Here is a 16,647-nt window from a genome sequence, read left to right as displayed (position 1 = left end):
TATTTATTTTCATACAAGGCGAAAAATTTTGAAAAATAATTGTTTGTTATTAAAATAAACAGCAAGGGGGCGAGGAAATGAAAGCAATTGTTATTAATCAATATGGTAGTGTTGAAGAATTACAAGAAAGACAAGTTCCAAAGCCGGTTGTTAAATGTAATGAAGTATTAATACGCATACACGCAACATCCGTCAATCCTGTTGATTGGAAAATAAGAAAGGGAGACTTACAAAAAAAGTTGCGATTTTCATTTCCAATTACATTAGGATTAGATGTTGCTGGAGTAGTTGAAGAAGTTGGAGAAGATGTGAATCATTTTAAAATAGGAGATAAAGTATTTACGAAACCCGAAAATATAGGGAAAGGTTCTTATTCTGAATACATTACAGTGAAATCAAATTTAGTAGCGCAAATGCCAAATAATCTTAATTTTGAAGAAGCAGCATCTATACCTCTTGCAGGACTAACAGCTTGGCAAAGTCTTGTTGATTATGCACAAATAAAAGAAAATGACCGAGTATTCATTCATGCTGGAGCGGGCGGAGTAGGGAGTTTTGCAATTCAAATCGCAAAATCATTTGGGGCCTTTGTCGCAACAACTGCAAGTAGTAAAAATGAAGAGTTTTTAAAGTGTTTAGGGGCTGACCTTGTTATTGATTATAAAAAAGATAAATTTGAAGAGTTACTATCAGATTATGATATTGTGTTAGATACAATCGGCGGAGAAGTACAAGAAAAAAGTTTTCGAATTATTAAATCTGGTGGTGTTCTAGTTTCTATCGTTCATGAACCACTGCATGAAGTAAAGGGCATAAAATCAGGGTTTTTATGGTTGAAACCAAGTGGGAAGCAATTAGACGAATTAACTAGTTTGATCCAAGCTGAAAAAATTAAACCAATCATTAGCAAGGTTGTTCCGTTTAATGAAAAAGGAGTTAGAGAAGCTCATATTTTGAGTGAAAGTCAGCATACTAGAGGGGAAATTGTAATTACAATGGGATGATGGTTACATAAATATATGAGTGGTGACTATATGAAATGAAAATAGTCACCACTCATATATACTATAATTTTTGCACGACAAAAGTAATCGCATTCGTATTTAATTGAATGTGTGTACCGTTTCGTACAATATCATACGTTAAATTTTTCATTTCAACTTTTACTTCTTGCCATTCGGAATAAACGTCTTTTAGTATACGTATCATTTCTTCCATAGAAATGTTAATTTCAATTAAAGCATCTAATTCTTGATTCGTTTCCAAGTCAATTTCTTGAATGTTAGAGTTGACTATTAAACAGTTGATACCGTTACTCTTTGTTCCGTTTTTCATAGAGTGAAGCACTTTTTTAAAATCTTCTATCGATTTGACATGCTCTAAACTTGATACTGCAATGATGTAGTTATAAGAATTAGAGGAAATATAGTAGTCTTCAAGTGCTGATTGTTCTGTTTTTATGTATTCAAATACACCATGTTCTTTGCTATAAACTTGTAACTTCGTTAAAGCCGAATCAAGTAGATCAACACAAGTAACGGTTCCGCCACTATTCATGATTTTTTGTGCAATCGGAATACTGTTTCTACCGACACCAGAGCCAAGGTCAAGTATGTGTAGGTCTTTCTGTCCTTCAAAATAGTTCAGCATGTCCATAACTGTTTTAACAGGTTTATACAGCCAAGATCCTGCTTCGAATAATTTGTATTGTTCATAGCAAAGATCGTGATACTTTTTCTCTTCTTGTCTTATGTAATCGATTCTGTTCATAGTGATTGACCTCAATTCATTAAAGATACATATAAAATTCGATAAAAATGTAGGTAAACCTTTTGTCGGATTGGAATAAAAAAGATGTACTGTGAAAAAACGAAGGACTTCTCACGTAACTCGAAAATAGCATATAACTATGAGGAGGAAGAGGTATAGGATGTTTCATGTGAAAATGTATTGCGAGTATATAAAAGGAGTGAAAAGTATAAGCGATTTAAAGAGAAACCGAAAGTGACATAATGTTGTGATGGTGTAGTCACAACATTCAACTTGAATGAATATATTTTTTAGATAGGGAAAATATGTGTTATTAATTTCTGTTCAGAAAAATTTGACAATATATACGTTATAAATTATCATGTGTAAAAAACTAATATAAATTGGCATTGAAGAGAAGAGTAGTTAAGAATGAATACATACAGAGAGCTCTGGTAGCTGAGAAAGAGCGGTATACATCTTAATGAAAAAAGACTTGGAGCTGCGCAAGGAACTAATTTGTTTAGGGATGGTGCGACGGGTTCTCCCGTTATAGAGATAGGGTATAAGCATATTTTGCCGTACCTGAAGAGGTTAATATGGTGACGTATTAACAAACTGAGGTGGTACCGCGAAGCTAATAACTCTCGTCCTCAAGATGAATAATCTTGGGGGTGGGAGTTTTTTTATTGCATAAAACTGAAAATGTGAAAACAAAAATACAATTGAGGTGAGTAACATATGCATTGGGCGTATGAAGTAGCACATGAATTAATTAGAAAGCATCCAAACAAAGAAACTTTTGTTTGCGCATCTGGAATAAGTCCATCTGGTTCTGTTCACATTGGAAACTTTCGTGAAATAATAACGACTTATTTCGTTGTAAGGGCGCTTCAAAATTTAGGGAAAAAGACTCGTTTCATATTTTCATGGGATGATTATGACAGGTTTAGAAAAGTTCCCCAAAATATTGATTCATCTTTTGCAAGGTATATTGGTATGCCATACTCTGATATTCCAGATTCGTATGGATGTCATGACTCGTATGCAGAGCATTTTGAAAAAGAGTTTGAGAAATCGCTCAAAGCATTTGGAATTGAAGTAGAATTTATTTATCAACATGCTGAATATAGAAGCGGAAGGTATAACGAAAACATATTAGAGTCTTTGTATAAAAGAAAAGAAATATATGATATTTTAATGGGTTTTAAAACAGGAATACACCGAGAAGAAGATAGAGAAAACTTTTATCCCGTTACGTTATATTGTGAGAGCTGCGGGAATGATGCAACAACTATTACACATTTTGATGAAGTATTAAAAACAGTTCGGTATGATTGTGAATGTGGAAATCAAAATAAATTATCCGTATTAAATACAAATCAAATGAAACTGAATTGGAAAATCGATTGGCCGATGAGATGGATGATAGAGGATGTTATTTTCGAACCGGGCGGAAGAGATCATTCATCGGAAACAGGTAGTTATAATGTATCAAAAGAAATTGCAAGGAAAATATTCAATTGTGAAGCCCCTCAATACGTTGCTTATGATTTCATTGGAATTAAAGGGCATCATGAAAAAATGTCCAGTTCTTCAGGGAATAGTATTACACCTAGCGACTTATTAAAAGTGTATTTACCAGAAGTAATTCTTTTTATGTTTGCAAAATATAAGCCTGATGCAGCTTTTCATATTGGACTTGATGAAGATGTGATACGTAATTATACAGAGTATGAACGATTGAAGGACAGTTATGAAAATAAAACACTCAAAAATGAAGATTTATTTGATGCAATTAAACTTTCTAGACATGATAGCCGATTTAAAGAGTATCCAAAGTTTAATCAAGTAGTAGGAACTTTACCGTTATTAAATTTTGATTCATCTATTTTACAAGATATATTAGAGAAAATAGATAGGAGCTATGGATTACCTGAAATGATAGCGATAAGTAATCGTGCAGAGTATTGGATAAGAAACTTTCAATCTGAAAAATTAATTGAGGTAAATCAAGAGAAAAATACGGAGTTTTATAACACATTAGATGAAAGGCAGAAAAAATGGCTAGTGGAAGTTTGTAAAATATTACGTTCTAATAAAGATTATTCTAACTTAATGGAACAATTGTATCCGATTTGTCATCATGAAAATAAAAAAATAATGAAAGAAAATCAAAAACAATTATTTACCATTATATATAGGCTCATTATGAATCAATCAAGTGGTCCACGTATACCTTTATTAATACATGTGGTAGGCGTCAGAAAATTCGTCACATTATTAGATTTCTAAAGTACATTAAAAAATAACGCAAGTACTCAAAAGAATAAGTACTTGCGTTGCTTAATTTTTGCTATCGTGAATACATTTTTGGACATTCATCACCACGTGGTTCGTAAAAACAATGGCTTTTAAATTGCCCTGCAAACGGCTGATTATACCATTCAGGCGGACAAGCTCCAACTGGACGGAAATACCAAAGAGCCCACCTTGCCGGCCAGCGCCATTCACCTTGTAAAACTTTTCTTGCGATTTCTTTTTCTGATTCACGGGCACGTTGATAAAAGTATCCGTATTGAACCGCTTCGAATCCGCCAGGGCTTTGATATACAGCATCAGGTACGGTACGGAGTTGTTTAAAATCTAAGCAATCGCAAAATACACGGTTTACTACAACACATCCGACAAGTTGTTCACCTTGTCGTCCTTCGCCCTCAGCTTCAGCACGGATTAAACGTGCTAGTAAATCAACGTCACTTTCGTTGTATGGAATAAGGGGCATTGTAATACCACCTTTCTTTACTTGTTATAGTAAAGAGTGTATGTTTCAAAATGAGCTAAGTGCTTTTGTAATCTGAAAATAACTTTTAATTTTAACAAGGAACTTGTATGAATTAGAGCTAATTAGTTATAGAAGATAATAATGAAAAGGGAGAGGTAGTATGTATCGTATTCATAAAGAACATATTATTTATGCAATGTCACCAAATAATGAGCCATGTATAGAAGTAGACACTGGGAGTCGGATTGTATTTGAAACGTACGACTGCTTTGAAAATCAAATTGATTCGGAAAATGTCGTATTTCAAGAACTAGATTGGAATCGAATTAATCCAGCGACTGGCCCTGTATATATTAAAGGAGCAGAACCTGGTGATATATTAGTCGTCAGGATTGTAAAGATTAAAATTTCAGAGCAGGGTGTTTTAACAACAGGTGCGAACCTTGGTGTAATGGGGGATGAGCTAAATGAAAATACAGTGAAAATTGTCCCAATACACAATGAACATGTTATATTTTCAAATGAAATACAGATTCCAATTAATCCAATGATCGGTGTGATTGGTACTGCCCCAAAAGAAGAGAGTATTTCATGTGGAACACCGCATGACCACGGCGGAAATATGGATTGTAAAGAGATAAAAGAAGGAACAACATTATTATTACCTGTAAATGTTTCTGGCGCTCTTTTAGCATTAGGGGATTTACACGCCGCAATGGGTGATGGTGAAATTGGTGTTAGTGGAGTGGAAGTTGCTGGAGAGGTAACTGTAACTGTTCAAATTATAAAAGAAAAGAAATGGCCATTACCAATGGTTATCCAAAAAGAAAAAATAATGACGATTGCTTCAGAGAAATTGTTAGACGATGCAGCGAATCGTGCTGTACATAATATGGTGACATTTTTACATGAAGAATTAGAAATGGCTAAAGCTGATGCAACTCTTTTATTATCAGCAGCGGGTAATTTAAAAGTTTGCCAAGTTGTGGATCCACTAAAAACGACGCGGATGGAACTAAGAATGGACTATGTGGAGAAGCTGGGTTTTAATTGGAGTAAATTTAATATTAAATAAGAATAATAGAAGAAGGATGCTGTTTTATAAAAGTATCCTTTTTTAATTTACGGATTAAATAAAAAGAGGTAGTATTTATTTTGTATAAGTATATTTGAGATTGTGAATTAAAAGGAGTTCAATAATGGTCAAAATTATGATTGTAGAAGATGATATGAAAATTGCGGAGCTATTATCAACATATGTTGCGAAATATGGTTACCAAGGAATTATTGTATCGGATTTTCAAAATGTGTTAGACATATTTTTAGAAGAACAACCAGAGTTAGTTTTATTAGATATTAATTTACCAAGTTTTGATGGTTATTATTGGTGTCGTCAAATTCGTGCGGTTTCTACATGTCCGATTTTATTTATTTCGGCTCGCGAAGGTACGATGGATCAAGTTATGGCATTAGAAAATGGTGGCGATGATTTTATTTCGAAACCGTTCCACTATGAAGTTGTAATGGCGAAAATTCGTAGTCATTTAAGACGTGCTTACGGAGATTATGCACCGAAACTAGAAGAACGTATGGTTGAGCAACAAGGTCTTTGTTTATATCCCGAAAGGCTTGTATTAAAACTTATGAATCAAGAGATTGATATTACGAGAAACGAAGCCATTTTATTAGAGACGTTAATGAAAAATTATCCGCGTGTTGTGAGTAGAGAAGTGTTACTAAATAAATTATGGGATAGTGAATCCTATGTTGATGATAATACGTTAAGTGTAAATACAACACGGGTGCGTAAAAAATTAAAAACGTTACATATTGAAGGAGCGATTGAAACAATTCGTAGTGTTGGATATAGACTGCATATTACTTGGGATACTGGTATGGAAAAATGATAAAACTGTTTATACGTGATCATATACCACTTATTTGTTTTACAGTATTTCAACTTCTGTCCATATTCCTTGTGTATTGGTTTGATGGGCATAACCATATTACAACAGCATTATATGCAATGTTTTTAGGTGCTTTTTTTATGGTAAGTTATTTATTATTTCGTTATTTTACACATCGTTCTTTTTATGAGCGCTTAGCAAATCCGATGCAATCTTTAGATGAATCTGTTCAAAAATCTGATTTTGCAGCTGTATCTACTGCACTTCAAGATCTGCTTGAAGTGCAATATCGCCATTATCAAAATCAGCTCCAATTGCAAGAGAGAAAAAATAATGATCATTTAACCTTTATGAATCAGTGGATTCATCAAATGAAAACACCTTTATCTGTAATAGAATTAATTACACAGGATGAAGTGGATTCGCGTTTTGAAAGTATTAATGAGGAAACAGATCGGTTAAAAAAGGGATTAGAGATGGCATTATATGTCGCGCGTTTAGAAGCATTCACACAAGATTTTTATGTAGAAAGAGTACAACTACATAAAGTAGTAAATGATTCCGTGCATGAACATAAACGCTTCTTTATCCGGAGTTTTGTATATCCAGAGCTTGAAATTGATAAAGGTATTACTGTAGAAAGTGATGCGAAATGGTTGCAATTTTTAATTGGACAAATTATATCGAATGCGATTAAATACTCATCAGGTAGTAGAGAAAAGATTAAAGTGAAAGCATGTAGGGAAGGTAATACAGTTGTACTTGAAATTGCCGATAGTGGCGTCGGGATACCGAAGCAAGATTTACCAAGAGTATTTAAACCGTTCTTTACAGGAGAAAATGGTAGAGATTTTAAAGAATCAACTGGAATGGGGTTATATCTTGTATATGAAATTACAAAACAATTGGGACATAGTGTAGAGATCCATTCAGAAGTTGATAAAGGTACCGTTGTACGAATAATATTTTTTAATGTGTAACAAGTGATTAAGGCTAAAGAACTTTGGAGATAAGTTTTTTAGCCTTGTTTTGTACCACTTGAAAATAAAAAATTATTTACCTTAGAGAAGTAAAAGCGAAGTGTTTATTATTTGTTTATGGTAGGGGGGATTGTAATGGATATTCGTAAAATGAGATATTTCATAACAGTGGCAGAAGAATTAAACTTTAGTCGTGCAGCAGAGCGTCTTATGATGGCACAACCGCCTTTAAGCCAAGAAATTCGAAAATTGGAAGAAGAATTAGGAGTTCAACTTTTTCACCGGACAAAAAGAATGGTTGAACTTACCGATGCGGGGAAAATCTTTTTAGAAGGTGCACGGCAAACGTTGCTTCAAGTAGATAGAACCATTAAAGAAACGCAGCTTGCGGATGAAGGGAAGATAGGACATTTAATAATTGGTTTTGTCGATTCTACAGAAACCGTTATAGAGATATTAAAAAAATTCCGAGAACGTTTTCCTAAAATACAGCTCATATTACGCGAGATGACAACAGACCAGCAAATAAAAGCACTCTATGAAAAACAAATTCATATTGGATTTATTCGTTCTAAGCAGAATAATGAAATATTGTCTTCCGAAATTTGTTCTGAGGAACGTTTAAAATTGGTATTACATCAAGATCATCCCTTAGTTTCGTTACCTAATATTTCTATTAAAGAACTAGTGGACGAACCATTTGTTTTATTTCCTCGTCATTTCGGTACTAACTTTTATGATTTAATTATTAGTTACTTTTGGGAACATGGAGTAAGTTTAAATATTGTTCAAGAAGCGATCCAAATGCAAACGATTGTAAATTTAGTTGCAGCAGGAATGGGGATTTCTGTCGTTCCATCATCGGTGGAAAGTTATAAAAAATCGGGTGTCATATATAAAGACATTCAAGAAAATACACCGAAAATAAATTTATATGTTGGATGGAGACAAGATGAAAAGTCTGTCGTGTTAGAGAACTTTTTAACAGTTGTTAGAGAGGTTTATGCGACTTCACAATTTGAATTTAAAGAGTAAAAGCCCATCTTGATAGGATGGGCAGTGAGAAATTGGAAAGTGAAACCTCTATTTTTATTTTAAAGTTAGACCACAAGGTATTTTGTGGTTTTTAAAAAGTAATTCACTGATGTTTCAACCTGTTTTGCTCGGATCGTACTCAATGAAACCTTTTAGTACACTATCAATCTGATCCATTATTTCAGGGTGTAATTTAACACTAGAAGCAACTGCATTTTCTCTTATTTGCTCTGGGTTTGAAGCACCTATAATTGCGGAGGAAACAGCTGGATTTTGTAGTACCCATGCAACTGCGAGTTGAGGTAGGGTAAGATTATTTTCTTGCGCGATGGGATTGAGTTTTTGGATAGCGATGAGTATGTCATCATTCATCCAACTTTGCACCAGTTTGTGGAAAAATGGTTTGCCAGCATCTGAATTAGCACGTGATTGAGTGGGTATTGCTTTACCAGGTTGATATTTTCCTGTGAGAATACCTTGTGCAAGGGGGGACCATACAATTTGACCAAGTCCCTCACGTTGACATGTTGGTATTACATCAGTTTCGATAACTCGCCACAACATCGAGTATTGAGGTTGGCTAGCGATGAGTGGAATTTTCAATTCTCGTGCAAGTGCTGCACCGCGGGTAATTTGTTCCGATGTCCACTCACTTACACCAATATAATGGACTTTTCCTTGCCTTACAAGATCTGAGAAAGCAAACATCGTTTCTTCAAGAGGAGTTGTTGTATCAAATCTATGTGCATAATAGACATCAATGTAGTCTGTCTGTAACCTGTGTAAAGATGCATTACAATTTTCTAAAATATGCTTTCGTGATAAGCCTCGATCATTTTTTCCGGGTCCAGTCGGATGGCATACTTTTGTACATAGTTCTATACTTTCTCGGCGTATACCTTGCAAAGCCCGGCCAAGTACTTCTTCGGCTATAGTGTCTGAATAAACATCGGCAGTATCGAACGTTGTAATTCCGACATCTAGTGCGACTTTCACACAATCCTTTGCAGTATCCTCATCTACTTTTCCACCATGGTTTATCCAGTTCCCATATGCAATCTTGCTTACTGTTAATCCACTGTTTCCTAGTTTGCTAAACTCCATTGTAGTATCCTCCTTTTAAAATGATATCTTCATTATAAGAACTGAAATTTAATATGTATAATATATAATTTATTGGAGATTTATATAAAAAATATATAAGTGGGAGCGCGTAGAAGTTTACATGATAGTAAAATCTAAAGCAGTATCACATATAATTACATTTACTCATACAGTACTACTATGGTACAATTTGGTTACTAACGACGGAAAGGAATGATGGGTGGACGATGATTAACTAATCTTATTTTTAAATGTTGAAATTAAATAAATTTCAATTTATAAAAAATAGGATTAGTCTGCCCGATTTCCATACAATAGTATTGCTATTTATTTTGCTTAATAGCTTATTTGGGTATAAATATTTTAATGACTAATCCTGCCAAATTAATTTGGGAGGATTTTTTTGTTCTCCCTTAATGAAAGGGATCTGTAATATGAAAGAACTTTTAAAATTAAATGATGTTTATGTTGAAATAATAGAAAATACTTTATTAGAGAAAATGAATGTTACAGTAAAACAAGGGGATGTTATCGGATTAATTGGTAAAAATGGTGCTGGTAAATCAACGTTACTTCAATTAATTAATGGGAAGATTGAGCCATCAAAAGGTACTGTTGAATGGCAGCAAATGAATGTGACAACGGCATATGTTGAACAAGAAACAGAATCCTTTATTAGTAATGATGTGATTGCAAAAGAAGCAGAACTTCTTGCGAAATGGGGCGTGCCAACAAACGATTTTCTTACTTTAAGTGGTGGTGAAAAGCTGAAAGTTCGATTAGCAAAAGGGTTTTCCGAAAATCCTAATTTATTAATATTAGACGAACCGACAAATCATTTAGATGAGACGAGTACGGAATTTCTCATTAAACAAATAAAAAATATGAGAGGTACAGTTATCGTCGTATCGCATGATCGATATTTTTTAGATGTTGTCGCAACAAAAATATGGTCAATTGAGGATAAAAAATTAATTGACCATAGCGGTAATTATACGAGTTATATGAAAGCACGTGAGCAAAAAAGAATGACGCAGCAGCGTGAATATGAAAAACAGCAAAAAAAGATAGAACAAGTAGAATCACAAATAAACGAATTAAGTTCATGGTCACAAAAGGCACATGCACAGTCTACAAAACAAGAAGGCGTTAAAGAATTTTATCGTGTGAAAGCGAAGCGAATGGATGCGCAAGTGAAGTCGAAACGGAAACGTCTCGAAAAAGAGCTTGAGAAAACGAAAGTAGAACGTGTTAAAGAAGAGTATTCAGTTGAGTTCTCTATTCAAGCGAATAAAAAAGTAGGAAAACGCTTTTTAGAAGTGAAACAATTGAGGAAAGAATTTGATGGACGAACATTATTCGAAAACGTTAATTTTACAATCCAACACGGTGAGAAGCTTGCGATTATTGGACCAAACGGAAGCGGGAAAACAACATTACTGAAGATGATTATGGGCACGGAGACTGTTCAAGGAGAAGTATGGATTTCACCATCAGCAAACATCGGTTATTTAACACAAGAAGTATTTGATTTACCACTTGATAAAACACCAGAAGATTTATTTTTTAAAGAGACATTTGAAGAAAGAGGAAAAGTCCAAAATTTAATGAAATATTTAGGGTTCCAGGCTTCTCAATGGAAAGAGCCGATTGAGCAAATGAGCATGGGAGAACGAGTGAAGTGTAAGCTAATGACCTATATTTTAGAGGAAAAAGATGTACTTATTTTAGATGAACCGACAAATCATCTAGACTTACCTTCAAGGGAACAACTTGAAAATACATTGGCTGAGTATAATGGAACATTGGTTATAGTTTCTCACGATCGATATTTTCTAGAGAAAACAACTAACACGAAACTCGTGTTTTCAAATAATACGATACAAAAGCAGTTAGAAGAGCCTACTAAAACAAGAGATGATATTGAAGAGCTACGTTTAACGTTAGAAACAGAGAGACAAGAAGTATTAGGTAAATTAAGCTTTTTAACTTTTAACGATAAAGAATATAAAGAACTTGATGAACGATTTATAGAACTTACGAAGCAGATTAAGGCGCTTTAATATAATTAAGGGGGATTAACATGGGAGAAGAGAGTTCGACTAATTTATTTAGAATAGACTGTGGAGATATATACTTGCAAGAGTTTACTAACAAAGATGCGGAGAGTATTTATAAAATATCGAATCAACCGGAAATAGAAAGGTTTTTGCCAGACTGGAAATCAACGAAAGAACAACGAGTAAATTGGGTTGCAAATTATGAAATACCAGCAAATAAAGCATTTCTTGATGCGGTGAAAAATACATGCAACATAGATGATCATATATTAAAGCTAGGAATATTTAATAAAGATACAAATGAATTTATTGGATGGTGCTGCACAAGCATTAAAGAAGAACTCCCTTCACCAAATAGAGAAATCATGTATGCTATTTCAAGCGAGTATCATAATAATGGTTACGCTACGAAAGCGACTAAAGGGTTAATTGATTATTTGTTCAAAAATACAACTTTAGATGTCCTAAATGCAATTGCTTTAATCAACAACATACCATCAAATAAAGTAATTAAAAAATGTGGGTTTACTTATCTGAGTCAACAAACGATAGAAAACCAACTATATAATCATTATATAGTGAGTAAATCAGAGTGGATAAAAAATGTTCTTCTTTAAAAAGGGCTATAATGGAATAAAATCATTATAAAAAAGAAAAGCTTAGGGCTTAAAACTCTAAGCTTTTTTACATAATATTTACTTTTTGATTTTACTTGTGAATTATAAGTTGTTATTAATCGTTTTGAAGTTGTATAGTTATTTTTTATAATATATTGCATGTTGCTAATAAAGAATACAAGTTGTCCCGGCGTCAGAGATAAGTAGCATTGTATTTCATGCTACTATGTATATATTATAAGATAGATATACGCCGGTTGTAGCTTAAAAATAGATTTGTTATCAGTTTTTTTAGAAATCTTACAAGCGTGTAAGATAAATGAAAGATGAATCAATATGAGCTGTAAGACAATTCCTTTACACTTTATAGTGAGCAGTACAAATGAAGGGAGAATATAAATGGAAATTTTACATGCAAAAAGTATTAGTAAAGTATATAAGGGGAAAATACCTTTTAAAGCATTGGTAGATATTGATTTATCAATTCAAGAAGGTGAATTTATAGGGATTATGGGACCATCAGGAAGCGGGAAAACAACGTTATTAAATATGGTATCTACTATCGATTCTCCAACATCGGGAGAAATATTAATAAATGGCACAAATCCTTTCCAATTATCATCAGAAGATTTAGCGTTATTCCGCAGGAAACAATTAGGATTTGTTTTTCAATCATTTAATCTTCTTAGCACACTTACTGTAAAAGAAAACATCGTATTGCCGATGACATTAGATGGTGTTTCTGTGCAAGAAATGAACAAACGAGTGGAAGAAATTGCAGAGAAATTAAATATTACAGATATATTGAGTAAAAGAACTTTTGAAATATCAGGGGGGCAGGCTCAAAGAACAGCAATCGCTCGTGCAATCGTTCATAAGCCGCAATTATTACTTGCAGATGAACCAACAGGGAACTTGGATTCTAAATCTTCAAATGATGTAATGGAGATGCTAGATGCTCTTAATAAGGAAGAAAAGGCAACGATGATGTTAGTTACACATGATCCGTATGCAGCCAGTTTTTGCAGCAGAGTTATATTTATTAAAGATGGTCAACTATATAACGAAATTTATTGTGGTGAAAGCAGGCAAGCATTTTATCAAAAGATTATGGATGTCCTTTCTTTGTTAGGGGGGAAAAGACATGACTTTTCGTCAGTTCGCATTTAATAATATTTTTCGTAATAAGCGTACATATGCTGCCCATTTTTTAAGTAGTGCATTTTCTATTATGATTTTCTTTACGTATGCTCTTTTATTATTTCATCCTGATTTACAAGGAGAATTAAAATCGACAAGTGCAACAATAAGTGCATTCGGTACATTGGGATTTACAGTTTCGCAAGGATTGATTTTTGTATTTTCATTTTTCTTTATTTTATATTCAGTTAGTTCGTTTTTAAAAACGCGTAAGAAAGAATTTGGCATATTAATGATGCAAGGTATGTCAATGAGACAGCTTAAGAAATTATTATTAATTGAAAATATGTTGATTGGATTTGGCTCAATTTGTATAGGAATTCTTATTGGACTCATATTTTCTAAACTAGTTTTATTGATAAGTGCAAGTGTATTAATGATTAGTAATGGTTTACCTTTTTATATACCAGTGCAGGCGGTATTATTAACAGTCATCACATTTCTTTTATTATTTTTAATTGTTTCGCTTGTTACTTTTAAAATGATAAAAGTAACGGAACTTGTGGAACTTATTCAAGCAGAGGAAAAGCCAAAGCCTGAACCGAAAGCTTCTATTCTATTATCGCTACTTTCTTTAATTAGTATAGGCTATGGATATATTTCAGTATTTCGCTTTATCCCAAGTACTAATTTTATTACGCTCGGAATGGGTGTACTTCTAGTCATTATAGGAACGTACTTTTTATATACACAGTGTAGCGTGTATATATTGTATCTTGCTAAAAGGAGTGAATCATTCTTTTTAAAGCGAACAAATATATTAACATTTTCAGAATTAATTTACCGTATGAAAGATAACGCAGCGATGTTTTTCATTGTATCTATTATTTCAGCAGTTGCATTTACAGCAATCGGTACAACAGCTGCTCTTGGTAATAGGAATTTAGTATGGATGACAAACCCATATACATTTCTGTATGAAAGCTCTGAAAACAACAAATTGGTAGATAAACATCTCTCTACTATAAAAAAACATCTTGCGGATGCAAATATTCCGTACCGAATGGCTTCATCTTCAAATAAATTTACAGAAAGTAACGTAAATGTATTGAAATTAAGTGAATATAACGAACTTACGAGAGCACTCGGATACCAACAAGAAACGATTGAAAAAGAAGATGAAATTTTACTAATCCCTGGGAGGGTGTCACAAAAACAAGAATTTAAAAATGGTGACTATAAAAAAAATATTGAAGTCATTCAAGGAGATTGGACAAAGACATTTCGTGTGAAAAAAACTGTGGGAAATTTAGTTTTACCACATGATCCTAGTAGTATTTATATTGCTGTTCAAGATCATGTGTATGATGAAATTCCTCATACGAGTAATCCAAAAGATGAAAATATTCAACATCGTACTTACGGATTTGTTGTAGATGATTGGATAAAAACGAAAGAGATTTCAAATCAATTAAAGAATGTATTCGATAAAGATCTTAGGGACAGAGATTTCTACTTTGAGGCTTTAACATTAAACTTGTTGGAGGCAAAGCAAAAGAATGGTTTATTACTTATGGCAAGTGTTTTAGTCGGAATCGTTTTCTTTACATTTGCTGCTAGTTTTATTTATTTCCGATTATATACTGATTTGGACCGTGATCAACAACAATATAAAATGATTTCGAAAATGGGATTAAGTAAACGAGAGTTAAAAAAAGTTGTAACGAGACAGTTAGTATTAATGTTCTTCTTACCGATTATCATTGCAGTGATTCATACTGTAGTTGCGTATACGGCACTGCAACAATTAGTCGATTTTTCTATTTTAAATAGCTCGATCGTTATTTTAATTTCATTTATATGTATACAAGTTTTATATTTCTTTATAACTCGTTGGCGTTACCTACAAAAGCTTTATAAAGTTATGGAGCAATAGAGTATATTAGCTTGTAAGACTACACAAAAGTATGTGAAAAAATGAACTGTATGATGAAAGGAAACGCGATGAAAAGAACTTTAACTATTTTTATGTTAACGATACTACTTTTAATAAGTTTTAGTGCATGCTCTAAAAAGGAAAATCCATTTCCTGCAAACGGTTTATTAATCATTGGAGATGAAAATAAAATTTCACCAATTATTAATCGTTATCAAGAAATTACGAAAGAAAATGAAGTGTTTTCTGTGAAAAAAGGTAAAGTTGGAAATGGACAGGTATTAATTTTAAATGAATCTACAGCACAAGCATTGATTAAAGAAAAAGTTTTTCGTAAACGAGATAATGGCTCCAATTATATTATAGATACGTTACCGAAATTCCCAAAAGAAGGTTCGCTGTTGTTTACACATGAAGACGAAAAGAATATGAAAAGTATTGAATTAGAAGGAAAAGAGATTCCAGTTTCATACGATAGTGACGCTTGGATAGGTAACACTCGTACATATCCAACGCAATGGTATGTGATTGTAGCACAAAATAGTGTGTATAAAGAAATAAAGGCAAATGAAACGAAAATGCACCTTCTTCATCTGAAAAAATCTTTAGGAGATGAAAAACCTAAAATGTCGACAGATAATACATTGGTTAATGAAAATGTCAAAGTAACAAGGCTAATTAAAGGTTTGGAAGGAGAAGTATCTTTTCAGTTTGTAACGATTGGAGAAAAATCTTAAAAAAGAGTTCAAGGTTGATAAAAACTTTATCAGTCTTGAACTCTTTTTAGTTTATAGACCAATCAAATATTATGCTTTACATTACTTCATTTAATCGAGTCTCACTCGTTTCTTCAATCGTATTTGAATTTTGAACTGAATTATTTTGAGCTTCTTTTTCTTTACGGACTTTTTGTAGCATTTCAAGTATGATCCATAAAGGAACACCTTTATCTTTCAACATCTTCCATAAATCTAATTCGCTAAATTTATGCTCAAGTCGTTTCATTTCTTTTTCAGATGAACGAATATCAAATTTGATTGGATCATTTGATTTCGTATCTTCAAGTTTAATAGAAGGGATATTATTATGCTCAAGACTAGAGGAAGTTATTTTAGTAGGTTGAGATAAAGTACGAATGTTTAATCCGATTTGCATGCTTTTTCCTCCTTTCAAGCAATGAAATTAGTTTTCTTATGATTTTTAATCCATTTAACATGAGGAAACTACATTCAATTATAAATTCAAATAATAAGATTTAAAAGTTTTATTGTAAAAAGTAAATGTTTACTTGAATTAATATTTATCAACATTTGTGTATGTTTTCTATATATACA

Annotated in this window: 15 protein-coding genes and 1 other annotated feature; of the genes, 11 read left to right on the top strand and 4 right to left on the bottom strand. The window is 32.9% G+C overall.

Annotated elements, in window-relative coordinates; translation table 11 throughout:
* Positions 1–77: 77 nt before the first annotated feature.
* Positions 78–1,004, top strand: a complete 927-nt coding sequence (locus MHI07_RS12715) for an NADP-dependent oxidoreductase (RefSeq protein WP_340824142.1) — start codon at positions 78–80, stop codon at positions 1,002–1,004.
* Between the two features lie 61 nt (positions 1,005–1,065).
* Here the strand turns inward: MHI07_RS12715 and MHI07_RS12710 are convergent, their stop codons facing one another.
* A complete protein-coding gene (locus MHI07_RS12710) occupies positions 1,066–1,770 on the bottom strand; it encodes a class I SAM-dependent methyltransferase (protein ID WP_215578645.1) in 705 nt (234 codons plus the stop codon).
* Positions 1,771–2,150: 380 nt separating this feature from the next.
* Positions 2,151–2,407, top strand: a binding site (T-box leader).
* A gap of 83 nt (positions 2,408–2,490) precedes the next feature.
* On the opposite strand from MHI07_RS12710, the gene lysS reads away from it, so the two are divergent.
* Positions 2,491–4,044: a lysine--tRNA ligase gene (gene lysS / locus MHI07_RS12705; RefSeq protein ID WP_340824138.1), complete on the top strand. Its 1,554-nt coding sequence runs from the start codon at positions 2,491–2,493 to the stop codon at positions 4,042–4,044.
* 61 nt (positions 4,045–4,105) lie between these two features.
* Here the strand turns inward: lysS and MHI07_RS12700 are convergent, their stop codons facing one another.
* Entirely contained in the window at positions 4,106–4,534 is a 429-nt protein-coding gene (locus MHI07_RS12700) for a cell wall hydrolase (RefSeq protein WP_002119861.1), read from the bottom strand.
* Positions 4,535–4,694: 160 nt separating this feature from the next.
* On the opposite strand from MHI07_RS12700, the gene MHI07_RS12695 reads away from it, so the two are divergent.
* The 4 genes from MHI07_RS12695 (at position 4,695) to MHI07_RS12680 (ending at position 8,456) form a co-directional block, all read left to right on the top strand.
* Positions 4,695–5,609, top strand: coding sequence for an acetamidase/formamidase family protein (locus MHI07_RS12695; RefSeq protein WP_215578641.1), 915 nt, complete (start codon positions 4,695–4,697; stop codon positions 5,607–5,609).
* 124 nt (positions 5,610–5,733) lie between these two features.
* Positions 5,734–6,441, top strand: a complete 708-nt coding sequence (locus MHI07_RS12690; RefSeq protein ID WP_215578639.1) for a response regulator transcription factor — start codon at positions 5,734–5,736, stop codon at positions 6,439–6,441.
* Positions 6,438–7,421, top strand: a complete 984-nt coding sequence (locus MHI07_RS12685; protein ID WP_215582084.1) for a sensor histidine kinase — start codon at positions 6,438–6,440, stop codon at positions 7,419–7,421. The genes MHI07_RS12690 and MHI07_RS12685 overlap by 4 nt, the downstream gene beginning before the upstream one ends.
* 135 nt (positions 7,422–7,556) lie before the next feature.
* On the top strand, positions 7,557–8,456 hold the full coding sequence (locus MHI07_RS12680; RefSeq protein WP_215578637.1) for a LysR substrate-binding domain-containing protein: 900 nt from the start codon (positions 7,557–7,559) through the stop codon (positions 8,454–8,456).
* A gap of 114 nt (positions 8,457–8,570) precedes the next feature.
* Here MHI07_RS12680 and MHI07_RS12675 read toward each other — a convergent pair whose 3' ends face one another.
* Complete coding sequence (locus tag MHI07_RS12675) at positions 8,571–9,560, bottom strand: aldo/keto reductase family protein (RefSeq protein WP_340824132.1); 990 nt, start codon at positions 9,558–9,560, stop codon at positions 8,571–8,573.
* A 434-nt stretch (positions 9,561–9,994) separates the two neighbouring features.
* Between MHI07_RS12675 and abc-f the strand changes: the two genes are divergently transcribed.
* The 5 genes from abc-f to MHI07_RS12650 all read left to right on the top strand — a co-directional run bounded on the left by abc-f (position 9,995) and on the right by MHI07_RS12650 (position 16,050).
* Positions 9,995–11,623 (top strand): ribosomal protection-like ABC-F family protein, encoded by a 1,629-nt coding sequence (gene abc-f / locus MHI07_RS12670; RefSeq protein WP_340824130.1) that lies wholly within the window; start codon positions 9,995–9,997, stop codon positions 11,621–11,623.
* A gap of 20 nt (positions 11,624–11,643) precedes the next feature.
* Entirely contained in the window at positions 11,644–12,237 is a 594-nt protein-coding gene (locus MHI07_RS12665; RefSeq protein ID WP_340824128.1) for a GNAT family N-acetyltransferase, read from the top strand.
* 399 nt (positions 12,238–12,636) lie between these two features.
* A complete protein-coding gene (locus MHI07_RS12660) occupies positions 12,637–13,407 on the top strand; it encodes an ABC transporter ATP-binding protein (RefSeq protein WP_199659506.1) in 771 nt (256 codons plus the stop codon).
* Positions 13,382–15,313, top strand: a complete 1,932-nt coding sequence (locus MHI07_RS12655; RefSeq protein WP_215581974.1) for an ABC transporter permease — start codon at positions 13,382–13,384, stop codon at positions 15,311–15,313. The genes MHI07_RS12660 and MHI07_RS12655 overlap by 26 nt, the downstream gene beginning before the upstream one ends.
* Positions 15,314–15,366: 53 nt before the next feature.
* Complete coding sequence (locus MHI07_RS12650) at positions 15,367–16,050, top strand: lipoprotein BA_5634 family protein (RefSeq protein ID WP_078173675.1); 684 nt, start codon at positions 15,367–15,369, stop codon at positions 16,048–16,050.
* A 76-nt stretch (positions 16,051–16,126) separates the two neighbouring features.
* Here the strand turns inward: MHI07_RS12650 and MHI07_RS12645 are convergent, their stop codons facing one another.
* A complete protein-coding gene (locus MHI07_RS12645; RefSeq protein ID WP_215581972.1) occupies positions 16,127–16,468 on the bottom strand; it encodes a DUF3914 domain-containing protein in 342 nt (113 codons plus the stop codon).
* Positions 16,469–16,647 lie beyond the last annotated feature (179 nt).

Origin of the sequence: Bacillus sp. FSL H8-0545, from assembly GCF_038006105.1 — a bacterium.
Classification (GTDB): domain Bacteria; phylum Bacillota; class Bacilli; order Bacillales; family Bacillaceae_G; genus Bacillus_A; species Bacillus_A cereus_U.
This window is presented reverse-complemented; position numbering and strand designations above follow the sequence as displayed.